The 22898-nt window shown below is 44.9% G+C and carries 26 protein-coding genes; 14 read left to right on the top strand and 12 right to left on the bottom strand.

Annotated elements, in window-relative coordinates:
• Positions 1–209: 209 nt before the first annotated feature.
• Complete coding sequence (smpB, locus tag ACBR23_RS06225) at positions 210–677, bottom strand: SsrA-binding protein SmpB (protein ID WP_340524203.1); 468 nt, start codon at positions 675–677, stop codon at positions 210–212.
• A gap of 149 nt (positions 678–826) precedes the next feature.
• Here smpB and xrtO point away from each other — a divergent pair, with 149 nt between their 5' ends.
• Both xrtO and ACBR23_RS06235 read left to right on the top strand, forming a co-directional pair.
• Positions 827–2350, top strand: coding sequence for an exosortase O (gene xrtO / locus ACBR23_RS06230; protein ID WP_371115444.1), 1524 nt, complete (start codon positions 827–829; stop codon positions 2348–2350).
• 4 nt (positions 2351–2354) lie between these two features.
• Positions 2355–5231: a TIGR02921 family PEP-CTERM protein gene (locus tag ACBR23_RS06235; protein ID WP_371115443.1), complete on the top strand. Its 2877-nt coding sequence runs from the start codon at positions 2355–2357 to the stop codon at positions 5229–5231.
• 228 nt (positions 5232–5459) lie between these two features.
• Here the strand turns inward: ACBR23_RS06235 and ACBR23_RS06240 are convergent, their stop codons facing one another.
• Positions 5460–5762: a Rieske (2Fe-2S) protein gene (locus ACBR23_RS06240; protein ID WP_371115442.1), complete on the bottom strand. Its 303-nt coding sequence runs from the start codon at positions 5760–5762 to the stop codon at positions 5460–5462.
• A gap of 168 nt (positions 5763–5930) precedes the next feature.
• Here ACBR23_RS06240 and ACBR23_RS06245 point away from each other — a divergent pair, with 168 nt between their 5' ends.
• The 4 genes from ACBR23_RS06245 (at position 5931) to ACBR23_RS06260 (ending at position 7392) form a co-directional block, all read left to right on the top strand.
• Positions 5931–6314 carry a DNA-binding protein gene (locus ACBR23_RS06245; RefSeq protein WP_371115441.1) on the top strand — a complete coding sequence of 128 codons (384 nt, stop codon included), beginning with the start codon at positions 5931–5933 and terminating at the stop codon, positions 6312–6314.
• Complete coding sequence (locus ACBR23_RS06250) at positions 6293–6682, top strand: hypothetical protein (protein WP_371115440.1); 390 nt, start codon at positions 6293–6295, stop codon at positions 6680–6682. The genes ACBR23_RS06245 and ACBR23_RS06250 overlap by 22 nt, the downstream gene beginning before the upstream one ends.
• A gap of 165 nt (positions 6683–6847) precedes the next feature.
• Positions 6848–7192, top strand: coding sequence for a hypothetical protein (locus ACBR23_RS06255; RefSeq protein WP_371115439.1), 345 nt, complete (start codon positions 6848–6850; stop codon positions 7190–7192).
• Complete coding sequence (locus tag ACBR23_RS06260; protein ID WP_371115438.1) at positions 7189–7392, top strand: hypothetical protein; 204 nt, start codon at positions 7189–7191, stop codon at positions 7390–7392. Before ACBR23_RS06255 ends, ACBR23_RS06260 begins: the two co-directional genes overlap by 4 nt.
• 59 nt (positions 7393–7451) lie before the next feature.
• Here ACBR23_RS06260 and ACBR23_RS06265 read toward each other — a convergent pair whose 3' ends face one another.
• The 3 genes from ACBR23_RS06265 to ACBR23_RS06275 all read right to left on the bottom strand — a co-directional run bounded on the left by ACBR23_RS06265 (position 7452) and on the right by ACBR23_RS06275 (position 8578).
• Positions 7452–7673, bottom strand: coding sequence for a hypothetical protein (locus ACBR23_RS06265; RefSeq protein WP_293191931.1), 222 nt, complete (start codon positions 7671–7673; stop codon positions 7452–7454).
• Positions 7674–8180: 507 nt separating this feature from the next.
• Entirely contained in the window at positions 8181–8306 is a 126-nt protein-coding gene (locus ACBR23_RS06270) for a hypothetical protein (RefSeq protein ID WP_371115436.1), read from the bottom strand.
• A 35-nt stretch (positions 8307–8341) separates the two neighbouring features.
• Positions 8342–8578, bottom strand: coding sequence for a helix-turn-helix domain-containing protein (locus ACBR23_RS06275; RefSeq protein ID WP_371115435.1), 237 nt, complete (start codon positions 8576–8578; stop codon positions 8342–8344).
• Between the two features lie 115 nt (positions 8579–8693).
• Here ACBR23_RS06275 and ACBR23_RS06280 point away from each other — a divergent pair, with 115 nt between their 5' ends.
• Entirely contained in the window at positions 8694–8957 is a 264-nt protein-coding gene (locus ACBR23_RS06280; protein ID WP_371115434.1) for a peptide ABC transporter substrate-binding protein, read from the top strand.
• A gap of 340 nt (positions 8958–9297) precedes the next feature.
• On the opposite strand, the gene ACBR23_RS06285 is transcribed toward ACBR23_RS06280, so the two are convergent.
• Together ACBR23_RS06285 and ACBR23_RS06290 are read right to left on the bottom strand one after the other, a co-directional pair.
• Positions 9298–9966 (bottom strand): HAS-barrel domain-containing protein, encoded by a 669-nt coding sequence (locus ACBR23_RS06285; protein ID WP_371115433.1) that lies wholly within the window; start codon positions 9964–9966, stop codon positions 9298–9300.
• Positions 9967–10113: 147 nt separating this feature from the next.
• Complete coding sequence (locus tag ACBR23_RS06290; RefSeq protein WP_293271046.1) at positions 10114–10305, bottom strand: NAD(P)H dehydrogenase subunit NdhS; 192 nt, start codon at positions 10303–10305, stop codon at positions 10114–10116.
• Positions 10306–10315: 10 nt separating this feature from the next.
• Here ACBR23_RS06290 and ACBR23_RS06295 point away from each other — a divergent pair, with 10 nt between their 5' ends.
• Positions 10316–10447: a hypothetical protein gene (locus ACBR23_RS06295; RefSeq protein WP_371118810.1), complete on the top strand. Its 132-nt coding sequence runs from the start codon at positions 10316–10318 to the stop codon at positions 10445–10447.
• Between the two features lie 153 nt (positions 10448–10600).
• Here ACBR23_RS06295 and ACBR23_RS06300 read toward each other — a convergent pair whose 3' ends face one another.
• Positions 10601–11671 carry an Mrp/NBP35 family ATP-binding protein gene (locus tag ACBR23_RS06300; protein WP_371118811.1) on the bottom strand — a complete coding sequence of 357 codons (1071 nt, stop codon included), beginning with the start codon at positions 11669–11671 and terminating at the stop codon, positions 10601–10603.
• 275 nt (positions 11672–11946) lie between these two features.
• Here ACBR23_RS06300 and hemF point away from each other — a divergent pair, with 275 nt between their 5' ends.
• Together hemF and ACBR23_RS06310 are read left to right on the top strand one after the other, a co-directional pair.
• A complete protein-coding gene (hemF, locus tag ACBR23_RS06305; protein ID WP_371118812.1) occupies positions 11947–12966 on the top strand; it encodes an oxygen-dependent coproporphyrinogen oxidase in 1020 nt (339 codons plus the stop codon).
• Positions 12967–13047: 81 nt separating this feature from the next.
• The gene (locus ACBR23_RS06310; RefSeq protein ID WP_006631392.1) at positions 13048–13410 is read left to right on the top strand and encodes an STAS domain-containing protein; all 363 of its coding nucleotides are present in this window, start codon (positions 13048–13050) and stop codon (positions 13408–13410) included.
• 215 nt (positions 13411–13625) lie between these two features.
• Here the strand turns inward: ACBR23_RS06310 and ACBR23_RS06315 are convergent, their stop codons facing one another.
• A complete protein-coding gene (locus ACBR23_RS06315; RefSeq protein WP_341738091.1) occupies positions 13626–14246 on the bottom strand; it encodes a chromophore lyase CpcT/CpeT in 621 nt (206 codons plus the stop codon).
• A 407-nt stretch (positions 14247–14653) separates the two neighbouring features.
• On the opposite strand from ACBR23_RS06315, the gene psb29 reads away from it, so the two are divergent.
• Positions 14654–15373 carry a photosystem II biogenesis protein Psp29 gene (psb29, locus tag ACBR23_RS06320; protein ID WP_371115493.1) on the top strand — a complete coding sequence of 240 codons (720 nt, stop codon included), beginning with the start codon at positions 14654–14656 and terminating at the stop codon, positions 15371–15373.
• A 102-nt stretch (positions 15374–15475) separates the two neighbouring features.
• On the opposite strand, the gene ACBR23_RS06325 is transcribed toward psb29, so the two are convergent.
• Positions 15476–16015, bottom strand: a complete 540-nt coding sequence (locus ACBR23_RS06325; protein WP_340541683.1) for a late competence development ComFB family protein — start codon at positions 16013–16015, stop codon at positions 15476–15478.
• Between the two features lie 210 nt (positions 16016–16225).
• Positions 16226–17077 carry a M23 family metallopeptidase gene (locus ACBR23_RS06330; RefSeq protein WP_371115492.1) on the bottom strand — a complete coding sequence of 284 codons (852 nt, stop codon included), beginning with the start codon at positions 17075–17077 and terminating at the stop codon, positions 16226–16228.
• Positions 17078–17735: 658 nt separating this feature from the next.
• Here ACBR23_RS06330 and ACBR23_RS06335 point away from each other — a divergent pair.
• Positions 17736–20051 (top strand): cation:proton antiporter, encoded by a 2316-nt coding sequence (locus ACBR23_RS06335; protein WP_371118813.1) that lies wholly within the window; start codon positions 17736–17738, stop codon positions 20049–20051.
• A 56-nt stretch (positions 20052–20107) separates the two neighbouring features.
• Here the strand turns inward: ACBR23_RS06335 and ACBR23_RS06340 are convergent, their stop codons facing one another.
• Entirely contained in the window at positions 20108–20320 is a 213-nt protein-coding gene (locus tag ACBR23_RS06340) for an RNA-binding protein hfq (protein WP_371118814.1), read from the bottom strand.
• A 116-nt stretch (positions 20321–20436) separates the two neighbouring features.
• Here ACBR23_RS06340 and dapF point away from each other — a divergent pair, with 116 nt between their 5' ends.
• Both dapF and ACBR23_RS06350 read left to right on the top strand, forming a co-directional pair.
• On the top strand, positions 20437–21453 hold the full coding sequence (gene dapF / locus ACBR23_RS06345) for a diaminopimelate epimerase (RefSeq protein ID WP_371118815.1): 1017 nt from the start codon (positions 20437–20439) through the stop codon (positions 21451–21453).
• A gap of 90 nt (positions 21454–21543) precedes the next feature.
• Positions 21544–22686 carry a hypothetical protein gene (locus tag ACBR23_RS06350; RefSeq protein ID WP_371115428.1) on the top strand — a complete coding sequence of 381 codons (1143 nt, stop codon included), beginning with the start codon at positions 21544–21546 and terminating at the stop codon, positions 22684–22686.
• Positions 22687–22898: the final 212 nt, after the last annotated feature.

The following is a 22898-nucleotide window of genomic DNA, read 5'->3' on the forward strand; positions in this document are numbered from 1 at the left end:
GTTTCATTCTCTTGTAGGGGCAATCCCCCCGTGGTTGCCCCAATCTCTGAAATGACGGAAAATGGTCGGTGGAGGGGGTAGGCACGCACCATCCACGATTTTGTAGTTGTTTGGTGAGATTGGGGCGGGCACGGGGGCACCGCCCCTACAAAATGATGAAACAGCCCAGCCTTGGGGGGGTGACTTCTTCCTTCTTCCTTCGGTTATAATTAAAACTGCTTCATCGCGCGTTCCATATCCCGCTTGTCGTCGCGTTTCTTCATATCTTCCCGCTTGTCAAACAGTTTTTTGCCTTTCCCCAAACCGATATCAAGTTTTACCCATCCGCCTTTCAAATACATTTTTAACGGTACTAAAGTCAAACCTTTTTCTTCCACTTTACCAATTAATTTACGGATTTCCTGCTTGTGCATCAGCAGTTTGCGGGTGCGACGCGGTTCGTGATTAAAATAGTTGCTAGCACTTCTCCAAGGGGAAATATGAACGTTAATCAGCCACAGTTCACCATTGCGGACTAAAGCATATCCATCCCGCAAATTAGCTTTACCTTCCCGAATTGATTTGACTTCGGTTCCCTTCAACTCGATTCCCACTTGATATGTATCTATAATTTCATAGAGATGCCGCGCTTGTCGGTTATCACTAAGAATTTTGTATCCTGGACTTTTTTCGCTCATTGTTATCTTCCCTTTATCTCCCTTAAAATTATTATAACTCTAGCTTCTCTGTAGAGAAAACAGAAGCTTGACAAAACTTAAATTACAAGTCTAGGCATTACCAATTTTGCTGAGCTAAGATGTCACTAACGTGAATGTCAAGCGGTATCATGCAGCGCACCAAGATTCCTGATTCTGGTATCCCAGATTCTGTCAGTCCCCATCCTGCGGTTAATTTGGTTTTGCTAGCTCCTTCTGTGCTCGCACTCACTTGGTTTTTAGCCAACATCTCGGCTGTTAAGTGGCTGTTATCCTCGTTGGTCGAGATACCAACTCTCTACAAGATACTAATTGGTTTATTGATTGTAGCATTAGTCGTGCGATCGATTGGAACTTCGGGACGATCGCGCCCATCGATGCCAAAATTTGTTTTGAGGCGCTATCCCCTGCTGCTGATGTTGGGGGCCGGCATTTGCTCGATCGCACTTCAGTCCATAATTGATATCAAACAACTCACCGTACTGCTGTTTATCCTAGGAACCTACGGATTGTACGGCTTGTTCTGTGAACCCTACTTTTGGCAAAAAAACTTGCCAGTTGCAGGCTTATTGGCTTGTATTTTACCATTCAACAGTCAGTTAAATAGCGGTTTGGGTTTACCAGCGCGAGTGCTCACGGCTCAGGTAGTAGAACAATTGCTTTCTGCTTTGCAAATCGGAGCTATTTCTTCCTACGATATCATCGTTTTAGAAAATGGCATCGCCCATGTTGACGTACCTTGTAGCGGCATTAAAACCTTATTTGTTGGGACACTTTTTTTATTGGCTGCGACCTGGATCGAAAGTCGCAAATTAGGCTTAAAATGGCTGGCATTATGCGCCACTAACTTCTTAATGTTAGTTTCTGCTAATGCGGCGCGAGTTGCAGTGCTAGTGCTAGTTGCCCAAGTTTTCAAACAGCCAATGTATGCTGAAATTCTGCACGTACCTTTGGGGATTGTGGGATTAATTTCTGCTTGTTTTTTCACTTGGCTGATGTTGCAAAAAATCCCTAAATTTCCAGAATTACAACCAAGTAACCTTGCCACAAAAGACAACTCAGAAATATTCATAAATCAGCCTTTGGCTAAACTCGGAGTAATTGGAATAGTCGGGGTTTTGGCGATTATCGCTCAATCATATCATGTGGAAAGTGCAAAAGTGGCGATCGCGCCCCTGAACATCCCACCACAAATTGTATCAGAGTCGATCGCACTCAACCCCAGCGAACAAGAATTCTTTGGTAATTACCCCGAAACAAAGACAGGAAAAATCAGATTTGTCTCAGGCAATTTGCGTGGTTCTATGCTCACAGTCGCTAGCACATCTTGGCAAACTTATCACGCACCGGAGTTATGTTTTTTTGCTAGCGGAATTCCAGTCGATCGCATCGAAAGAAAACAGCTAACATCTACTATATTAGCGCGCTGGCTGTCTCTCAAAAACAACCAACTATCCGCCACCTACTGGCTCCAATCCACCCAAGGAACAACAGATAATTTCTTGTCACGTATCAGCAGCGATATTCGTCATAAAAATCAAACTTGGGTGCTAGTTTCAATTCTATTTGATAATCTTGTGAACCCCGAAAGTTCTGAAATACAAGACTTCGTTACCTCTATCCATAATGCAGTCAATCTTAGCTTAAAAGGATGAAAAAATGAAAAGATTCAAACTGGCACTTAATATAATCTTTCAGTCAATATTCTGGCTGTGGAATCTCACATTTCTATCAATTGTTTATTTGGGGATTTTACCCTATGTGGGAATACCATTAATTCAAGCCACCATTGATGGAATTATCCCCCTGGAATTTGCCTTAACCCTAACAGCAATGGTCGCAGTACCTACAGTATCTACCATAATCGGAGCCAGGTATTTGAGGAAGCAACCATTGCAGCTAATGCGCCTGTTTTACGGAGTTGAAGCACCGCTATTTTTGCTCTGCTTAATCCGCTTATTCCTGCTGCGGCAACTTACTCCAGCCAGTTCTCAAATCATCGCTACTATAGCCTTATGTATAGGAGCATTTTTAGTTGAAATCCTGTACGGATATCTGGGGAAAACAGAAAATACTGAATCTGAATTAGTCTGGAAAAAATTCCATGAAAAGCAGTTTTTCTTAACTAGCTTAATTGGACATAAAAACAGTGCATCTATTCAATTAGCATTTCATAGTTTAATGCTGTTGGTTGGTACTTGGGCTGCCACGTTGCTAATGTTTTACGCTTTACCTGTCGCCATTGTGACCATCGTGGGATTTTTGAGTTTTGCTTGGGTGCAACCACTTATAGAATCTTTGAAATACAGTTCATTATCTATAATTTGGTGGCTGCCATTCTCCTTAATTATGTTTGGGTTTACCTCCAGCTTATTCGTGGTAATGCCTTCACTTTACGGATTTCTATATCTTCAGTCAGGTTACAAAATTTTTCGGAGCTTTGCTACTCAATATGGTAAAAATCAGGCAATTTTCGGAAGCTTAGCAGTAATCGCAACATGGGTAGCTATTTTTGCAACTTTGCAGCAACAGCCACAAATTCAAGCACTGAAAATGCTGGCGACTCCACCGATTAATGAGAGCAGCAGGCAAACTATATTAGCTAAATCTGATAGGATTCGAGCGGGCTTAGTCAATGCTTATTTATCCCCTTACCGATATCTCAGCACAGTGGAAGAAAATAACCACATTTATGAGATGTACAAAAACACTTTAAATTTGAATAAAGGTGCGGCTCAGGCTGTCCAGAACAGCTATAATTTTCTAATGTCTCCCTTTTTGTATCAAGGCTCTGAGGCAGATGTGAAGAAAGCCGAAAAACTCTACGGTGAATTCTTTGATACCGAATTGCAAAAAGGTGATGCCGAAGCAGTCAAACACGCCGTACAATCCACCTCAAATCGGGAAGAAGCTAAAGCAGGTTTGCTGAATGTCAATCAAGAAAAAGTATGGTTGCAATCCCAAGAAGTAACAGTGAAAGAACATGGTGATTGGGCTGATATTCAACTCTACGAAGTTTACAAAAATCAAACACCCAACTTGCAAGAAGTATTTTACTACTTTTCGCTGCCAGAAAGCGCCGCAGTAACAGGAATTTGGCTTGGTGATACTGGGGATTTGAAAAAACGTTTTCCATTTACTGTATCGCCACGAGGTGCCGCACAGCAAGTCTACAACCAGCAAGTGAGAGAAAATGTCGATCCGGCTTTGCTAGAACAAATTGGTCCGAAACAATATCGCTTGCGGGCTTTTCCCATCCCTGCTAAACGAGAATTTAGACAAACTGACGGGCCCACGGAAATGCACCTGTGGCTAACTTACAAAGTGATGCGACAAGCACAGGGTTGGGCTATGCCGAATTTAGCTGAAAAACGCAACATTTTTTGGGACAAAAAGACTCGTCGCACTATGGCGGGGAAACAGGTAAACTACAATGCAAAAGAGGCAAAAGAAATTTGGCTTCCAGCATTTTTGCCCGCAGTTGCACCGCCAGAAATTATACCACACCTAGCGAATTTGCCGGAAGAAAATACTATTTTTGCTCAGCCACTGATTGATGTAAATTACTTTTTGCCACAGGTGAAAAAATTAGCCTTGGTGCTGGATACTTCTCGCAGTATGGCGACGGAAACTAAAGAACTTAAGGATAATTTTGAGTGGTTAAAAAAGAATATTTTAACCACAAATAATGTGGATTTATATGTGTCGAGTGCGGCCGGTATGTCCCCGAAGTTGGTAGAAAATTTACGCACTTTTAATGTAGAAAAGTTAACCTTTTATGGTTCGATTCAATTGAAGGATATTTTGCAACAGTTTGCTCAGTTGCGTGGCGATCGCACTTATGATAGTGTATTCTTGGTGAGCGATCGGCATAGTTACGAATTATCAGACGATCGCAAAAACACCGTTTCCATGGCTGCACCGTTGTGGACAGTGCATTTGGGAGGTTTACCACCGGGTTATGACGACGCTACTTTAAAGGTGATTCAAGATAGCGGTGGCGGGGTTGCTACTGATATTAAAGAGGCGATGCAGCGAGTAGCGACGACAGCAGCATCGGGCGATTCTATAGTTAGCGTTGTTGATGGCTATGCTTGGAGTTATACCAAAAAGCCGAAATCGGACAAGACTCTGCAATCTGCGGCTGCTACAGAATTAAAAGATGACAAAAATGAAGGTTTTAAACCTATAGCAGCGCGACAATTAATTACGGCACTTAGCAAACAGAAAACTTCCAATCAATTGACTCAATTGGATGCGATGCACTCCCTGGCAAAAACCTTTAATGTAGTGACACCTTATTCTTCCATGATTGTGTTAGTGAATGATGACCAAAGAGAGCAGCTAAAACAAGCAGAAGCGAAAACAGATCGATTTGAACGCAAGGTAGAATCCGGTAAAGAAGAGTTGACTAAACCGAGCAATCCTTTGAATGTTTCGGGGGTTCCTGAACCGGCGGAATGGCTGCTTTTGGGGTTTGGCGCGATCGGACTTTTGGCGATTTTCGTCCGTCAGCGGCGCGAAAAAATGGTGTAACGCATGGGTTCAGAAACCGGGTTTTTCACCCAATTTAGGGTGTGTAACGAACTATTTCGTAAAAAACCCGGTTTCGTTGTCGGAGTGCGTAAATCCTCTAATTACTGAAACTATTGCTATTGTGGCATTTTCTTACTTCCCTCTTCTATCGTGAGTCTAAATAAGTCGTAAAACTCTCTTCTCTTTCCGTTCTTCGCGTTCTTCGCGCCTTCGCGGTTCGTTATATAACTAATTGATTTCTACAAAAACGCGATCGCCCTCAATCTTAATCGGATATGATTCGAGAGAATCCGCAGGTGCATTCAAACATTTACCCGTATCTAATTTGTACCGAAATTTATGAAAAGGACAGGTAATGATGCCGTCACTTACCTTACCCATGTCAATCGGATATTCCAAATGAGTACAAGCATTGCGGTAACAAGTGACATTCCTACCTTGACGGTTCAAAATTAGTGAAGTCTCCTCAACTTTTACTCGCAAAATATCCCATTCGGGAACTTGATTTAGCGTCGCTATCTCTACCCACATATGATTTTTTGGTTTAAATAAATTATGACAGACTGATTTGCGGATTTAGCATCAGGATCAGCTCCAGGTTGCAAATGTAGCTCAGCTATGAGATAATATATCAAAAATATAGAAGCGAAGTATTCGGATGACAACTTTGTGAACAGACGGGAATTAAAAAACCTTGCCATGACGCGGCTTAAAGAAGTCGAAGTGCTTCTCAAGAATAGTCAATATTCAGGGGCTTATTATCTGAGCGGTTATATTATTGAATGCGGCTTAAAAGCTTGCATTGCCAAACAAACCAGTAAGTTCGACTTTCCAGATAAGAAAACTGTTACTGATAGTTATACTCACGATTTGGAAAAGCTTGTTAAGGTTGCTCAACTTTATCCAACCTTAGAGACTGCGAGGCGAAGCGATCCAGCTTTTGCAAATAACTGGTTAGTAGTCAAAGACTGGTCAGAAGAAAGCCGTTACCAAAAATATACTAGACAAGAAGCCACCGCTATTTACTTAGCAATAACCGATCCCAATCAAGGAGTTTTACAATGGGTACAGCAACATTGGTAGACCAAGAAATCCAAGACGGTAAAAGACTAATAGACGCTCTCAATCAAGCTGGTCTTGCCGTTAATTCAGCACTCTGGCTATACTTACCAGAAAAAGAAACATGGCGTTTAATGCTAACTTCTCCTGTTTTTGATAAAGAAGGTTCCCTCAAAACCTACAAAGAGATAATTTCCGTTTTCGGCAAAGTTCAACCAGAATTAAACATAAATTGGATGAATCTTGTTGCAGTAAGTCCTAAACACAAATTGATTCAAGGGCTACGTAAGTTGCAAAAAGATTGGAATTTAAGTTTATTAGGGAAGCGACTCACAAACAACACGGTGAATCATATCTATGTTGACGATGCTTATATTTATCAGATCGAGTGATTAGGTTCAATCTGAATATTATCAGGATTTACTCACTGCGACTAAAGAAACCGGGTTTTTACCTAATCTGTCGGCTACCACGAATATTTTTCGTAAAAAACCCGGTTTCTGAGCTCCAGCAAGTGCTATTATACTGATAATTTGTCATCCTCCAAATTAAAATTCATGGCAAAATTACCAGACCAAACTATCAGCACTATTTTCAGATTACAACAACGGTTAGTCGCACTTCTCGACACAGCAACAGCAGCAGAATATTCCCTCTTACAGCAATTTGGCGAGACAGGGGAAACAATGCCTGAGTTAGAAGCAATTGATAATGTCAAGGAACGCCTGAGAATTCCCTACAACCGTTTGCACAGAATCTTGCAACAGGTAGCAGAATCTCAACCCGCAGCAACAACCGATGTGCTAGACTTTCTGTATAGCACGATCGAGCAGGGAGAGGCGATCGCCGATGCCTCAGAAGCCAGTATTCAAGAAATTAAAAGGAGTTGGAATCTGCCATGACTCAACAGCCCAGAATACCCGATTTAGAAACTAGACAGCAAAATGTTGCTAGGATGCGAGAATCTTGTCGCCTGCTTGATGCTTGGACGCTAAAATTAGATGAAGTCCTCGCAATGTTAGAAGCTGATAATCGCCGTCAGCGACAGGAACGTTTAGATGGCAAATATCGGCGAGTACCAGAAGAAGTAGCAGAATCCTAAATAGTTGCCCAAATCTTTTGACTACAATATCTGTTGCTGATTTGATGGCAAAATAAGGATTAACTATCATTATCTAATTTCAGGGGAGGAATTTGATCGGCAGTTAAAGTAATTACTTTGCCATCTTGCCAAATGCTAATTGATTCCCCTAATTTGCGGTGTTTTTCTATGGCTTTAGCAATAGCAATCTTAACTCCAGCATCAATTTTTTGATGGAGTTCTGTTAGGGGAATTTGCGGTTTACGATCCAAGGGTGATTTGGTTCCAGATTGGGGATTCATAAATAATGACCTCTTGATTGTTATGTAGTGTTAATCTGTAGGGTGCGTCGCTACGAGATATTGAATAGAACTTGTAGATTTTTGAGGGCGACGCACCTTACACGACATCTCGCAAGATTATGTGTACCACATATACATGGAATATGCTGTATCAGGATTTACTCACTGCGACTAAAGAAACCGGGTTTTCACCTAATCTGTCGGCTACCACGAATATTTTTCGTAAAAAACCCGGTTTCTCGGCCCCAGTAAGTGCTAATTTATGTATAAATTAGGCATTTAATGGGAAATTAAGTTATTAGTTTCAAGTAAAAGATTTTGTAACTTGCGCGTCCAATCTCCTATCCCCTTATAGCAAAATTCCCAATCTGCTAAATCAATCTCCCACAAATTATTAACCTTCGATTCAAGATTCCTGATAAAAACTTCATCTTCAGAAAGTCGCTGGTTAAAAGTCAGATAATCCATGCCATATTTAGCTTGATACTGAGCATTTCTTTGTCGAAGTTAAGCAACTTTCCCTGTAATCTGCTCGATGGTATAACGTTGGATTGCCAAATCCATAGCCGCCTGCAAATCACCCAAAGCGCTCAACACTTCAACATATTCGTCTTTGATTGATACTGTCACCATAATCTGACAACTGCCTCAATAAATTTATTCAGAACTTAACCATTTTCCTCGCCATTTCCCAGGTACAACCTGACGAATTCATTAGCCGCTTCCCGATTGAATGTCTGCAACGCTTGCTTAATCGCAAATACCGCCTCGGCAGACGGGTCTCGCTCCTCACTCACCCAACGGCTAACGTTTGAGCGATCGATTTCCATCTTTGCCGCCAATTGATATTGACTGATATCGTATGCCTCTAATATTTTTTTGAGGGCTTTGCCTGCTCTTCCCATGCTCCCGATTGTGTCAGAGAGTCACGATTCTGTAAACGTTGCTGATTGTCATCTAATGCGTTACACTCAAAATAGTTGACAATTAGCAACTACTAGATCGAGGAAATTTACCGCAATGACTCAAACACAGCTTTTTGTGTCCACAGATATCAACGAAATCCCGGCATCGCCCACCTTGCAGCCAAATCCTGTGGCTGCTGAACCAAACCGGGAACCTGTGCTGATCCTGGTAATTGGCTCCCAGAAGGGAATCGATAAAATTGTTAGCGCGCTCTACTTGCGTCGCTTTGCAGCAGTTCAAGAATGGTCGCAGATTGTACCTGCCCAAACTTTCGGCAAGCTCATGCGGAGTTTGATTCGCTATGTTTCTCTAGATTAGATTGGGCAAAAATGCTCTTTTACATCAGACGTAGTGCTCTGCAAGACTCAATGAGGCGATCGCATTTTGAATTAAGTGCGATCGTTTCTTCCTTTGCCAATTCCCTAAATTAGCTGATGCCTTCGATCGCACTTTCCGTGCTATATAGCCATTTATACTACAAAAAATAATATAATTCTGTTTTATAGAAAAACTGAACGGGTAGAACAGTTTAGAAATGCAGTTATAGAAGCTTGTCGCCCCAAACCTACCTATATTTCTAGACCCTCTCAATCTCCCCCACCACCTTCTTTTCCAAGTTAATTGACACTTAGCTAAATTGACTAACCTGAGTTGTCGCCTAGGGATGAATCTGACTCAAAATCACCCGCAGCCGATCGTAATCATCCTTCAACAAAACACTCAAACTCCTCCCCGCTTCCACCAACCAAGATCGATCGCGCTTTCGCAACTGATAAATCTCCCGAATCGCCGCCGCCGTCAGCGCCTCCACCGGCGCATTAGCCACCCCCAGCAGCGTCCTCAAAAAATCCAACTGAGCACTAAAATCAATCACCTCATCAGGTTCGCACCGATAAACCGCCTGGTGAATTTGCGGCGGTCTTGGCGGAATATACTGATAAATAGTTCCCCGTTGCGCCCCATAACCGTTCAAGCTTTCACCAGCCGTTTCAAAACCCACAATTGCCGCTCGAAACTCAGTCTTTAACATCGCAAAAATCTGCGGTTGTTCCTCCCGCAACTCTTGCAGCGACATCCCCAAAGCCCGTGCTCTGTGCACGGTGTCGATCGGGCTAGTTGTCGCATGATAAACTACTGCTATCACTAGATTTCCCGACTGTTCATCCGTCGCTTTCACCCAACTCCCAAAAGGTGGCATCGCCGGAAAACTCAAGTCTTCTGGATCTAAACATTGAGCTAAAAATTCTGTAGTTGCAGTTTCAATAATTTCGCCAATATGGTCGTTTAGACGCTGTTTTTCTGGGAATTGGGGGAGGTTTATACGCATATTGGGAATTGGGAATTGGGAATTGGGAATTGGGAATTGGTTGGCAGTTAGCTATTAGAAGTAAGTTTGATATAATACTCATAAATAATAGCTAATGACAACCAACTACCGACTAATGACTAATGACTAATGACTACTGACTACTGACTATTTGGTTCTACCTGCGGTAGCATCCACAAGTTCTAATTGCGACAGCCGAAATGAAATCAGTTTGTCCCAATTGCCGCCTTCAAATAGTACCGCGACTTTCCCGTCGGTAACTCGCTGCACAAGTCCTTGAAAGCCGTAGTAAATCTCGGTGGTATCTTTAACTCGAACTGCTGAACCTGGAAAAATCATATTTTTTTGAATGTTAAGTTTGCTGTTTATAGCTTACCGTTTTTTGGCGATCGAGTTTGGAGACGGCAGTGCCCATTGGTGTCAACTTAAGCTGTCAGCTCGCCAAGCCCGTCTGTGGGCCCGCGAGTCCGCCAGGGAATGAATTCCCTGTCTAATAGCGAAAGTCCTCTTAAGAGGACTAATGAGTTCTTCAGTCCTCTTGAGAGGACTTTCGCTTTGAGACAGGGGTTTCAACCCCTGTCGGACTGTGGAATGAACGTTAAGTTGACACCAATAGGTATTGCCGTCTCCTGATTTAAGCTAAGGCTGCTACGGAAACTTTACCAGCAATCCTACCCGCGATCGCCCGCAACTCCCTCGCCGAAGCAGAACCCGGTTGTCCCACCACAATTGGTACACCGGAATCGCCACCTTCCCGCAACGGAATTTCCAGCGGAATCCGCCCTAACAGCGGCACTCCCAACTCCTCCGCCGTCCTTTCCCCGCCACCAGAACCGAAAATATCATATTGCTTATCCGGCATATCCGGCGGCACGAAATAGCTCATATTTTCCACAATTCCCAACACCGACACTCCCAACTGCTGGAACATCTTTAACCCTTTGCGGGAATCCAACAACGAGACAGTCTGGGGTGTAGTCACAATCACCACACCGGCCATCGGCACCGCTTGCGCCATTGTCAACTGCGCGTCTCCAGTACCCGGAGGCATATCCACAATCAGATAGTCCAAATCGCCCCAATTTACCTGGTAGAGAAACTGCCGGATGATCCCGTTCAACATCGGGCCTCGCCAAATTACAGGCTGGTCTTTCTCAATTAAAAATGCCATCGACACCAATTTGACGCCATAATTGAAGGCCGGTTGAAGGGTTTCGCCACTTTTTCCCTCTTGAACCATGACTTTTGCATCACCGAGTCCCAACATGGTCGGGTCGTTGGGCCCATAGATATCGGCATCTAGCAAACCGACTTTAGCACCGGTTTGAGCCAGGGCTACTGCGACGTTTACGGCTACGGTACTTTTGCCGACGCCACCTTTGCCGCTGGAAATTGCGATAATATTTTTAACGCCTTCTATGCCTTGGCGATCGACCATTCCCTTCTGCTTCGGTGTTTCTGCTGTCACCTCCACAGCTACTGTTTCGACACCGGGCAATTGTTTGACCGCTCTTTTGCAATCATCGACAATAAATTCTCGCAGCGGACAAGCTGGCGTTGTTAGCACCAAGGTGAAGCTGACGACTCCGCCGTCGATTTGGATGTTGCGGATCATGTTCAATTCCACCAAACTCTTTTGTAGTTCGGGGTCTTGGACTGGTCGCAGGATTTCTAAAACTGAACTAACATCAAGTGTATTGGGCATTATGTTCTCCACCATAGCTCTGCAATTGGGTCTGTAATTTGCGGTCGATCTTTCAGTATATTTTTATTGCCATTTTTTAATCTAACTTCATAGAGATCTTTTACCGACCAACGGTGGCATAATTACAGTGCCGACAGGATTTGAGACTCACGGTCAATCTGAAACTCACATCCGATCGGCAAGAATTGCTACGACTCAAAGCAATTTGGTCACAATCGCCGAATTGAGCCGTGGTCGCGATTCTTCAATTCTTAAATTCTTAAATCTAAAATCGGATGACAGTTTCTACAACTCTTAAAACAGCGACTTCCCCGTTTTTGCCACCCACTGACTCCAGAGCTAGAGTCAGTGAATTTATGAAGACCATACAAGATGAAATTTGTCAAGGTCTAGAAAAACTCGACGGCAGCGGGAAATTTAAACAAGATGCTTGGGAGCGTTCCGAAGGTGGCGGTGGACGTTCTCGTGTCATGCGCGAAGGCGATGTGTTTGAACAAGGCGGAGTAAATTTTTCCCAAGTGTGGGGCGAAAGTTTGCCTGCTTTGATTTTGGCCAAGCACCCAGAGGCGGCTGGTCACGATTTCTATGCCACTGGCACTTCGATAGTGCTGCACCCCCGTAATCCCTATTTGCCTACGGTTCACCTGAATTACCGCTATTTTGAGGCGGGCCCGATTTGGTGGTTTGGCGGTGGTATCGATTTGACTCCTTATTACCCGTTTGCTGAGGATGCTACTCATTTTCACAACACTCTGAAAGCAGCTTGTGACAAACACCATCCCGCCTATTATCCGGCATTTAAGCTCTGGTGTGATGAATATTTCTATCTCCCCCACCGCCAAGAAACTCGCGGTGTCGGTGGCATCTTTTTTGACTACCAAAATGGTAAAGGCCCCCTTTACCGCGACCAGAATGTCAAAGGGAAGGCTGCGGCCTATAGCAACGAAATCGGCAAGCCGGAAGATCGGAGTTGGGAGTCGGTGTTTGCCTTTGTCCAGGACTGCGGTAGGGCATTTTTGCCGGCCTATGTCCCAATTATTGAAAAACGTCGCTCGACACCCTACGGCGAGCGCGAGCGCAATTTCCAACTTTACCGTCGCGGTCGCTATGTCGAATTTAACTTAGTGTACGATCGCGGCACGACCTTTGGTTTGCAGACAAATGGACGCACTGAATCGATTCTGATGTCCCTACCGCCTTTGGTACGCTGGGAATACTGTTTTGAGCCAGAAGCCAACTCTCCAGAAGCCGAACTGTACTCCAAATTCTTAAAACCACAAGATTGGGCAAATTAGATGCCTCTGTAGTTACCGACCTGAGTTAAACTACTGGGAAAGTAACCACCGCGATAGATAATAATTTTGAGGGAAGGGTCAGTGATTCATATTGATCAAAAAACCCACACGCTTCAAGACGGTACAACAGTTATCGTCTTAGCACCGACAGGACGGCTGGACATCACAACAGCTTGGCAATTCCGCCTCAAGTTGCAAGAGTGTATTTCCAAACTCAGCCGCCATGTTGTAGTGAATCTTGGTCAGGTTAACTTTATTGATAGTTCTGGCCTGACCTCACTTGTAGCTGGTATGAGGGATGCGGATAAAGTCAAGGGGAGTTTTCGGATTTGCAATGTTCATCCAGAAGCCAAACTGGTGTTTGAAGTCACCATGATGGATTCTGTGTTTGAAATTTTTGAGACTGAAGAAGAAGCTTTGGAGGGGGTGCCTCGCGCTAGTTGAGGACATATTGCATCGGTTGCGATGTAAGCAAATCTGAAGATTGAGAGTCCCATACTCCCAGGAACACAGCAAGGGAAGAACAGGCTGAAGGTAAATTTTTGCCTTCTGTCCTAGATAACTAAATCTTTCTTCCTTGTTCTTGAATTTCCACCCATCCCCCCACCCCCCTCCCCCCTTGGGTGGGGCACTAGGGGGGTGGGGGGTGACTTCTTCCTTCAGACCAATATCTCAGAAGCGAAATCCTGACGCTTGACAAATCTAAAAGGGCCCATTAGAGCTCCCCAAATAGCCTTGCCTGTTTTGGGGTCTATTCCCTTGTCATAGCTGAGAAATTCTGTGGCGGCGGCTTCAAATCCCAAGTCTACTTGGTAATTTTGCCCTCCGTAGGCAAAGCAGCATGGAGTACCCACGGGCAAAGATGCCCGAAACCGATAACGGTTGGGGCCTAAATTTTGCACCGCAACTGAAAGGGTACAGCCTGGAAGGAGTTGGATTTCCTCCCGATTTACTTTTCCTAGTAAGTCTGGGTTGCGACCAGCTCCTTTGATGGCTTCAATATCCTTGAACATATAATACTGAGCTTCTAGCAGTCCTGGCGCTGTCTGTGATTGCCTCAGTTGCACGATGCGGGGACGGTATGGTTTGTCTAATTCCAGAATGTTGGCTTGTTCTGCAAACAGGGCAATGCTGGGTTCTGAAAATAGAGCAACGGGTACTGGTCTTTGCCAAAAACGAAGATGCACGTACCATACCGGCTCGGCAAGTGCTTGTTCCCGATTGTCAAAATCGCCAGCCATGTATGTGGCTAAAGCGATTAATTCTGGAGAGAGTGTCATGGATTCTAGATTTGAGATTGGGGATTGAGGATTTGGTCGCGCAGGTGAATCTCGCGGTTGGGGATCGCATTCCTTGATGGCGATCGCCATCGTAATATTAGACCTTTTAGCTTGACATTAAGACTTGATTGTGCAATCCCAAAGCAAATTTCAACTAATCAGAATATTAAGTTTGTTAACGATTCCAGCTAAGATATAATTGTACAAAAGCCCCTAAGAAAATTAGGAAAATATGTAAGTCAGCGCCTGTAGTTGATTTATCCGGTCAGGTTTTGGCTTCGGTAGTGGCGATACCGATGTCAAAAAAATGGCACTTTTTGTCAGCCCGATCGCACGCAGTTCCAATTCCCGACTTTACTCATGCCGCTGAGCACGCTGGCTACGGCAAAATTATTATTAAGACTCAGGTGAACAAGAACCGTACTGTTTCAGATACTAAGCGAAGTTTCTATACGATTCACACTCGGCCGATCAATTCTATTTACCGTCGAGTGGTAGAAGAGTTGATGGTAGAAATGCACTTGCTTTCGGCAAATGCCGATTTTCACTACGACTCAATCTATGCTTTGGGTGTGGTGACAGCATTTAATCGATTCATGTTGGGATACGTCCCAGAACAAGACCAGGACTCAATTTTTAACGGTTTGTGCAAAGCTGTAGAGGACGATCCCGATCGCTATAAGCAGGATGCTCACAGACTTGAAAGCTTAGCCCAAAGACTTTCGGGTAGTGAGTTGCTTTCGTGGCTAGCTCGCTCGACCAGTTTTGAGGATACAGGAGATTTGCAAGGGTCTTTAGAGGCGATCGCCAATAACCCTCAATTTAAGTACAGTCGCTTATTCGCGATCGGCTTATTCTCCATGTTAGAAAAAGCTGACCCCAACTTGGTCAAAGACCAAGCAACCCTCAACGATACACTCAAAAAAGTCTGTGGGGGGTTGCATTTACCCGAAGACAAAGTTAGCAAAGATTTGGACTTGTACCGCAGCAACTTGGAAAAAATGGCTCAAGCACGAATCGTGCTCGAAGATGTAATCCAAGCAGAACGGAAAAAACGGGAAAAACGCGATCTAGCCAATCAAACCAGTCCTAACCCATCCCTAGACTCAACTGAAAGCACAAATTAACGATTTTTGCAATAGAAATAGCCTTTTTGAGACAGACAGGCTAGAATTTAGATATCCGACTTTTTCAAGAGGTCGGATATTTTGATATTAGAACTAATTTAGCTAAGGTTGTTGCTCAAAATTAGTAGCATTCGCCTGCAACAAATTGCTTAAGCTGGAGATAACTTCATTTCCAGAAGACTGCTTAGCCAAAGCTGTCGGGTTGACAGGTTCTGGTCTGTCCAAGTTACGGGCGATCGCTGCGTTGACTTCTTTGGAAATCAATTCATGAAGTTGCTCTTTAGCCCTAGCCCTTTGAAAGTGAGCTCCTTCTTCAGTCGTAGCATAAAGAGGCGGCAATCTATTTAAAGCATAAGCCGCAATATCTCCCACATCAAGAGTCTGGTCGCTACTGGCCTCAATTTCAGCAACCCTGGCGATCGCATCACTAAGCACCAACTCTTCCATCACATTGATGAACTGTTTGCGAGGAAGAACCACAACTTCCCCAGTTAATAAAGCTCCCATCAAACGATCGAGAGCCATATACTCTTCGATCGACAATTCGGAAGCCGTATTGCAAATTCGTCCTACTTCAGCTTCCATAGACGGCGTTAAATAGCCATCCTGCAAAGCTTGTTCAACAATTTTTTCAATACTCATATATGCTTCCCGCTCAACGGCATCATCAATAAAGTTTTGTGAAGACGCGATTACTGCGTCTGGAGATTGGAATTTGGAGCCGGTCGTTGAGAATTTTTCTAAAAATTCTAACTTAACACTTATAACTTAACTTACAAGTGCGATCGGCACGCCCCAGCCACAAACTTACCCCATAATGACTGGTAAATTCATCAAAGTCTGGAAAAATTATTACTCAATTCCCTGAAGTCGCCAAGGTACCGGATCGATCGACTGCCCGTTTACATACAGTCCCCAGTGCAGGTGAGGACCTGTGGAAGCCCCCGTGGAACCCAAAGCGCCAATTACTTGACCAGGCTTCACGAAATCGCCTTCCTGGACATCAATGCGACTCAGGTGCATCAAAATACTGGCCAACCCTTGACCGTGGTCAATACCAACTACATTGCCATGGATTTTGAACCCTTGAGATTCGCGTCCCACCAGAGAAACCCGACCAGCAGCCGGTGCGATGACAGGAGAACCATAAGCACCTGCATAATCAACCCCTCGATGGTAGTAGTCTTCGGCAAACACCCCATTATAGTATCGGCGCACCCCGTAAATAGTAGTAATTTCGCCAGAATTAGGTCGCAACAGGGGACCATTCCAAAACTTTTGGGGTGTCACCAGTGCTTTAAACGCATCTACGCGATCGAATTCGGCATCAGTACCTTCACTGTCTTTCCCTGGTGGTAGCGTGATAGATTGAGTCGGAAAATTGCGATCGCGCACTTGTACGTTCAAGTTTTGCACCTTTCCGTCACCAGTGACTTTGATTTGGCGCGCACCAGCTTTCTCCAGGGGAGTAGTAGGTAGCAGAGCTCGAAAGCGGTTGTTCCCCATCGGAAACGCTGGGTAGTTTTTCTGCTGTAGAGAAACCATTGGAGTTTCCCCAGGGCTATCATCTACCTGAATCATTACTGACAGCGTATCTCCCAGTTGGGGATTTTGTGGGGTGACAACTACCTGCAAAGCTTGCACCGGCAGGGCCAAACTCAAAAAACCAGCAAAAATCCCCCCACTCACAAGCGCCATCTTCATGTTTTTTTTCACCAGCCTACAGCCCAAAATAGCACCCGCAACTATTTCCGCACTTGACCCGGACTTGGCTTGATTCGCAGTCGCTATCATGACTGATATCCTTAAATGTTGGTCTAGATAATATTACACAAAGTTGGGTGGGGGCGGGTTTATACAGATTGTTGGTTCCTCTCAAATATTATTTGTAAAACCCGCCCCTACCGAAGAATCAAGGGTATTCAACACGATATTAATCAAATGTTTCCAGACACTATCGGTGTGAGACAAGAAAGCCGTAGGGGCGGGTTTTACCAACCATCTATGGGGGAAACAAACAACATCATAAACCCGCCCTGGCCAAAGTCGCAAATCTGCATTTTTGGGGTCGCCAATCAAGTTAATCGGGTTTATTGGTGGGGTGGGGGCGGGTTTATACAGATTGTTGGTTCCTCTCAAATATTATTTGTAAAACCCGCCCCTACCGAAAAATCAAGGGTATTCAACACGATATTAATCAAAAATCCGATTTCTGAATTTTCGCACGAGGACTAATTCCCAATTCCCAATTCCCAATTCCCAATTCCCAATTCCCAATTCCCAATTCCCAATTCCCAATTACTAATTACCAATTCCCAATTACCAAACTATAATATAACTTTACACTTTTTTCAGATAAGTTGTGCAAGAAGACTTCCGACTGATCGTTGACTTAGTTCTAGTTCTCGCTGCTGCCGCAGCAGGAGGATTGTTCGCATCGCTTTTGCGACAGCCGGTAATTCTGGGCTATCTCCTCGGAGGGATGGTAGTGGGGCCTGCTGGTTTAGGGCTGATTAAAGAATTAATTCAGGTAGAGACTTTGGCTGAATTCGGCGTTGCTTTTTTGTTGTTTGCGCTGGGAGTTGAATTTTCCTTCGCCGAACTACAGAAAGTTAAAGCAATTAGTCTCGGCGGTGGGACTTTACAAATTGTCCTCACCATCGCCATTACTACTTTCACTTCCTTGGCTGTAGGCTGGGTAGAATCACCAGCCCAAGGTGTGTTTTTAGGGGCCATTCTGTCCCTCTCCTCCACAGCAGTGGTACTGAAGTGCTTGATGGAACGGAATGAAGCTGGTACTTCCCACGGTCAAGTAATGCTGGGAATATTGGTAGTTCAAGATTTAGCCTTGGGGCTAATGCTAGCAGTTTTGCCCGCGCTCAACCAGCCTATAGAAACCATTGGCATCACTGTGGCGCTGGCTTTGCTGCGAATTAGTTTATTTGCTGCGGGCGCTGTGGTTGCGGGCATTTGGGTGATTCCTCGCTTGCTGCGCTACCTGGCTAAAACAGAGAGTCGGGAACTGTTTTTGCTGGGAGTTGTGGTTTTGGCTTTGGGGATTGCGCTGCTGACTGAATATTTGGGCTTTTCCATTGAAATGGGAGCTTTTGTGGCGGGTTTAATGATTTCTGAGGTGGAATATGCTGACCAAACTCTAACTTATGTCGAGCCTTTGCGAGATATTTTTGCATCCCTATTTTTTGTGACCATCGGAATGTTAATTGACCCGTTTTTTCTCTGGAACCATCTAGAGTTAATCCTGGGACTGGTATTTTTAGTATTTGTCGGCAAATTCTTGATTGTAACGCCGATCGTCCGACTGTTTGGCTATCCACTAAAAACAGCATTAATCGCAGGTTTGGGTTTAGCTCAAATTGGAGAATTCTCCTTTGTTCTCGCCAGTTCTGGTCAAGCCTTGGGACTGGTTTCACGAAATGTTTACCTATTAATTTTGGGAACCACAGCCGTTACCTTGGTGCTGACACCGTTCGTATTGAGAAGCGTGCCACAGTTGTTGAAGTGGGCGGAAAACTTCGGGCCTTTGCAGCGCTATTTTGATGCCACATCTCAACCTGTGGAAATAGCTGAAACTTTGCCGGAACAAAATCATATTGTGATTTGTGGCTACGGGCGAGTTGGTAGAAATTTAGTCAAAATGCTGCAAAGTCGCAACTGTTCGGTGGTGGTAATTGATGAGTCGGAAAGCAGAATTCAAGAGTGTAGACTCCAGGGAATTCCTTATATTTATGGTAATGCTGCTAGCTTGCACGTATTGGAAGCTGCGGGGGTGGAACGGGCAAAAGCAATGGCGGTGACGCTTCCCGATCCGATGAGCACTCGTTTGTGTCTCAAACGAGCTTTAGAATTAGTCCCTGATTTAGATATTGTGGTGCGAGCCAACAAAGATAAAGATATTGAATTGCTTTACCAACTGGGGGCTTGGGAAGTTGTGCAGCCGGAGTTTGAGGCTAGTTTGGAGCTTTCGTCCCATCTGCTGTCTGGTATTGGTTTGTCAGGCATTGCTATTAGCCGGGAAGTCCAGCAAATTCGCAGCAGTCGCTATCTGGAATTCCGAGCTTCACGAGGAAATGCTGCTATTTCGCGGGATTTGCAAGTGGCGGTTCGAGATATGAACAGTGGTTGGTACAATCTCCCGGAAGGTTCTCCCATCGCTAGCATGACTCTGGAGGAAACTAATTTGCGGCAGTTGACAGGGGTCAGTGTCATGGCGATCGTCCGTCAAGATGGCGAAGAAATTGACTATCCTAATGGTAAGACTGCTTTGGAGTCTGGCGATCGCCTTTTGGTAGTCGGAGAACCGGAAGAACTTGTGAGTTTTGAGTTGCTGGCGAAGGGCGAAGCTGCTGTGCCCCAGGGGGATAGTTCTTGTCAGTGGCTGAGATTGCCAGCAAACAGTCCTTGGGTGGGCAAAAAACTCTCTGAGGTGGAGTTGCTGACTCAGTATGGGGTGGAGGTACGCGCCATCCGACGGGAAGGGAAATTTAGTCGCTGGCCCGATGGCAGTACGGATTTGCAAGAGGGCGATCGTTTGTTGTTGTGCGGAGGCTTCTACGAAATCGGCTTGATGCAGCGAACTGCTGCACCTCTGATTCAGCCACCTGTGGTCAAACTGCCTTTTGTCACCGCTCAAGTTAGCGAAAAGCTGTTTAGTGATTAGTCAGTGGGCAGTGGGCAGTGGGCAGTTGGCAGAAATTATGCCCCATGCCCCATGCCCTAATCGCTGGACTTGATATAAGCAATGGCTTGTCGGGAAACTAGAATTTGTTTTTCTGAGTCATCAAGGACGCAAATACAGTTATTGTCTTGCCAAAATATTTTACCCACTAGCAGGTCGTTGGTCACGAGTTTTAGTTCTATCTGTTGTTTGTCTTTGATGTAGTTTTGTATTAGGCGAACGCTGGGCAATCCGGTCTCAAATTCAGACATACTAGGAAATGGGTAACTTGGTCATTAGTCATTAGTCATTAGTTATTAGTCAAAGGACCAATGACTAATGACTTTAGAAGTCTATCAAGTAATCAGTTTTAACCAAAAGGGGTTTTATGCCGATCGAGTTTGCGAAGTATCATGGACTGGGCAATGATTTTATTCTGATTGACAACCGCCAGTCCTCAGAACCTGTGGTGACACCAGAACAAGCTGTGGTATTGTGCGATCGACATTTCGGGATCGGTGCAGATGGTGTCATCTTTGCTCTTCCTGGGCAAAATGGCACTGATTATACGATGCGGATTTTTAACTCCGACGGTTCGGAACCAGAAATGTGTGGTAATGGGATTCGCTGTTTGGCTAAGTTTATCGCCGATTTGGAAGGAGTGGAAATTTACCCCCCCCAACCCCCCCTTAGTAAGGGGGGGAGTGAATCTCAATCTCTTGTTAGTCAGGGGGGGAGTGAATCTCAATCTCGTCTTAGTAAAGGGGGGAGTGAATCTCAATCTGGTCTTAGTCAGGGGGGGGGTGAATCTCAATCTGGTCTTAGTCAAGGGGGGAGTGAATCTAAGACGCAGTACCGCATCCACACTCTGGCGGGTGTGATTAGCCCGGAATTGCGATCGGACGGTCAGGTTAAGGTGGATATGGGAGTTCCTCGCTTGCTGGCGTCGGAAATTCCGACAACTTTGGTGGCACCAGATGCCAAAGTGATAGATGTGCCGATCGCGGTGGCCGATCGATCTTGGTCTGTTACTTGTGTCAGCATGGGTAATCCTCATTGCATTACTTTTGTGGAGGATGTTTCGGCTGTTAGTTTGGAAACTGTGGGCCCTCAATTTGAACACCACTCAGCATTCCCACAGCGCACAAATACGGAATTTATTCAAGTGATACATTCCGATTATGTAAAAATGCGGGTGTGGGAAAGAGGCGCAGGTGTTACTCTAGCTTGTGGAACTGGTGCTTGTGCTGCTGTGGTGGCTGGGGTATTGACTGGTAAGTGCGATCGAACCACTTCTGTTGAACTCCCAGGTGGCGTGTTGCAAATCGAATGGTCAGAAGTCTCAGGACGGATTTATATGACTGGGCCGGCACAGCGAGTATTTACGGGCTTGATTAGTCAATAGTCTGTTAACAGTTGACGGTTAACCGTGGATAGTTAACTGTTAACTGTTTGTTCAAAAATCTCAATTGTAAAATTAATTAGGTGAGCGTGCATGGCTGGAGGTATTTATCTGATTCAGGATGACGACAGGCTGCTGGAAATGATGGAACAGCCCTATGATTCAGAAGATCAGTTACAAGACTTGCTTGTAACTTATCCTAATCTGATTGCTGGAGACCAAATAGATCGGGCTACAGCGCGGAAATGGTTGTTGATTTCGCGGGAAGTTTCAGTGCCGAGTGATGAGGAAACAGCCGTGCAGTGGTCTCTGGATCATTTGTTTATCGACCAAAATGCAGTGCCTACTTTGGTGGATGTCAGGCGCACTCCTAATGCTGCTCTCCGCCAACAAGTTTTAGGTCAGTCGATCGACTATGCTGCTAATGCCGTAGTTTATTGGCCCATAGATTCAATCATTGCTTTTTTTGAAGCTAATTGTCGCGATCGGGGTCGCGATCCAGAACAGATTTTTGAGGAATTTCTCGGTGCGGATGCAAATGAAGATCGGTTTTGGCAGAAGGTGAAAACTAATTTACAAGCTGGTAAAATCCGTTTGGTTTTTGTAGCTGAGGAGATTTCTGCTGAAATGCGCCGGGTGGTGGAATTTCTCAACGAACAAATGGACCCGGTTGAAGTTTTTGCCCTGGAAATTAAGCAATATGTAAGTGAAGATGGTCTCAGAACTTTGGTTCCGAGAATCATCGGTCAGACAGCAGAAGCACAGCAGAAAAAATCGAGTGCAACGCGGGAAAGAAGACGCTGGGATGAATCGTCATTTTTTGCAGAACTGAAGGCTAGACGGGGCGCAGAAGAGGCGCAAATGGCCAAAGAAATTTATGTTTGGGTGAAAAATCAAGCACCGGAAATGGATATTCAGTGGGGTACGGGGGACACCTATGGAGGTTTTGCGGCTCACTTACATCTAAAAGCAAAAAAACCCTATCAGTTGTTTACGGTTAATATTGCTGGAAAAATGGAGATTTCGGCTCACAATTACGGTTCGCAGCGGCCGTTTAATCGGGAGGAAAAGTGGCTGGAACTGAGGAATAAGTTTAGTTCGATTGGGCTGTCGCTACCTACAGAACCTGGTGAGGTGCGATCGCCTAGTCTGGCTTTGTTTACTTTACAAGATGAATCAGACCTCAAGCAAGTTATCGAAATTTTTGATTGGGTGGTTGCAGAAATTAAAAGCTAATAGTTATTAGTTATTGGTCATTAGAGAACCCCCCCCTGCCCCCCCTAGGGGGGAGAACATTGGGCATTAGGGAACCCCCCCCTGCCCCCCCCTAGGGGGGAGAACATTGGGCATTAGGGAACCCCCCCCTGCCCCCCCCTAGGGGGGAGAACATTGGGCATTAGGGAACCCCCCCCTGCCCCCCCCTAGGGGGGAGAACATTGGGCATTAGG

Origin of the sequence: Microcoleus sp., from assembly GCF_041354475.1 — a bacterium.
GTDB lineage: Bacteria > Cyanobacteriota > Cyanobacteriia > Cyanobacteriales > Microcoleaceae > Microcoleus.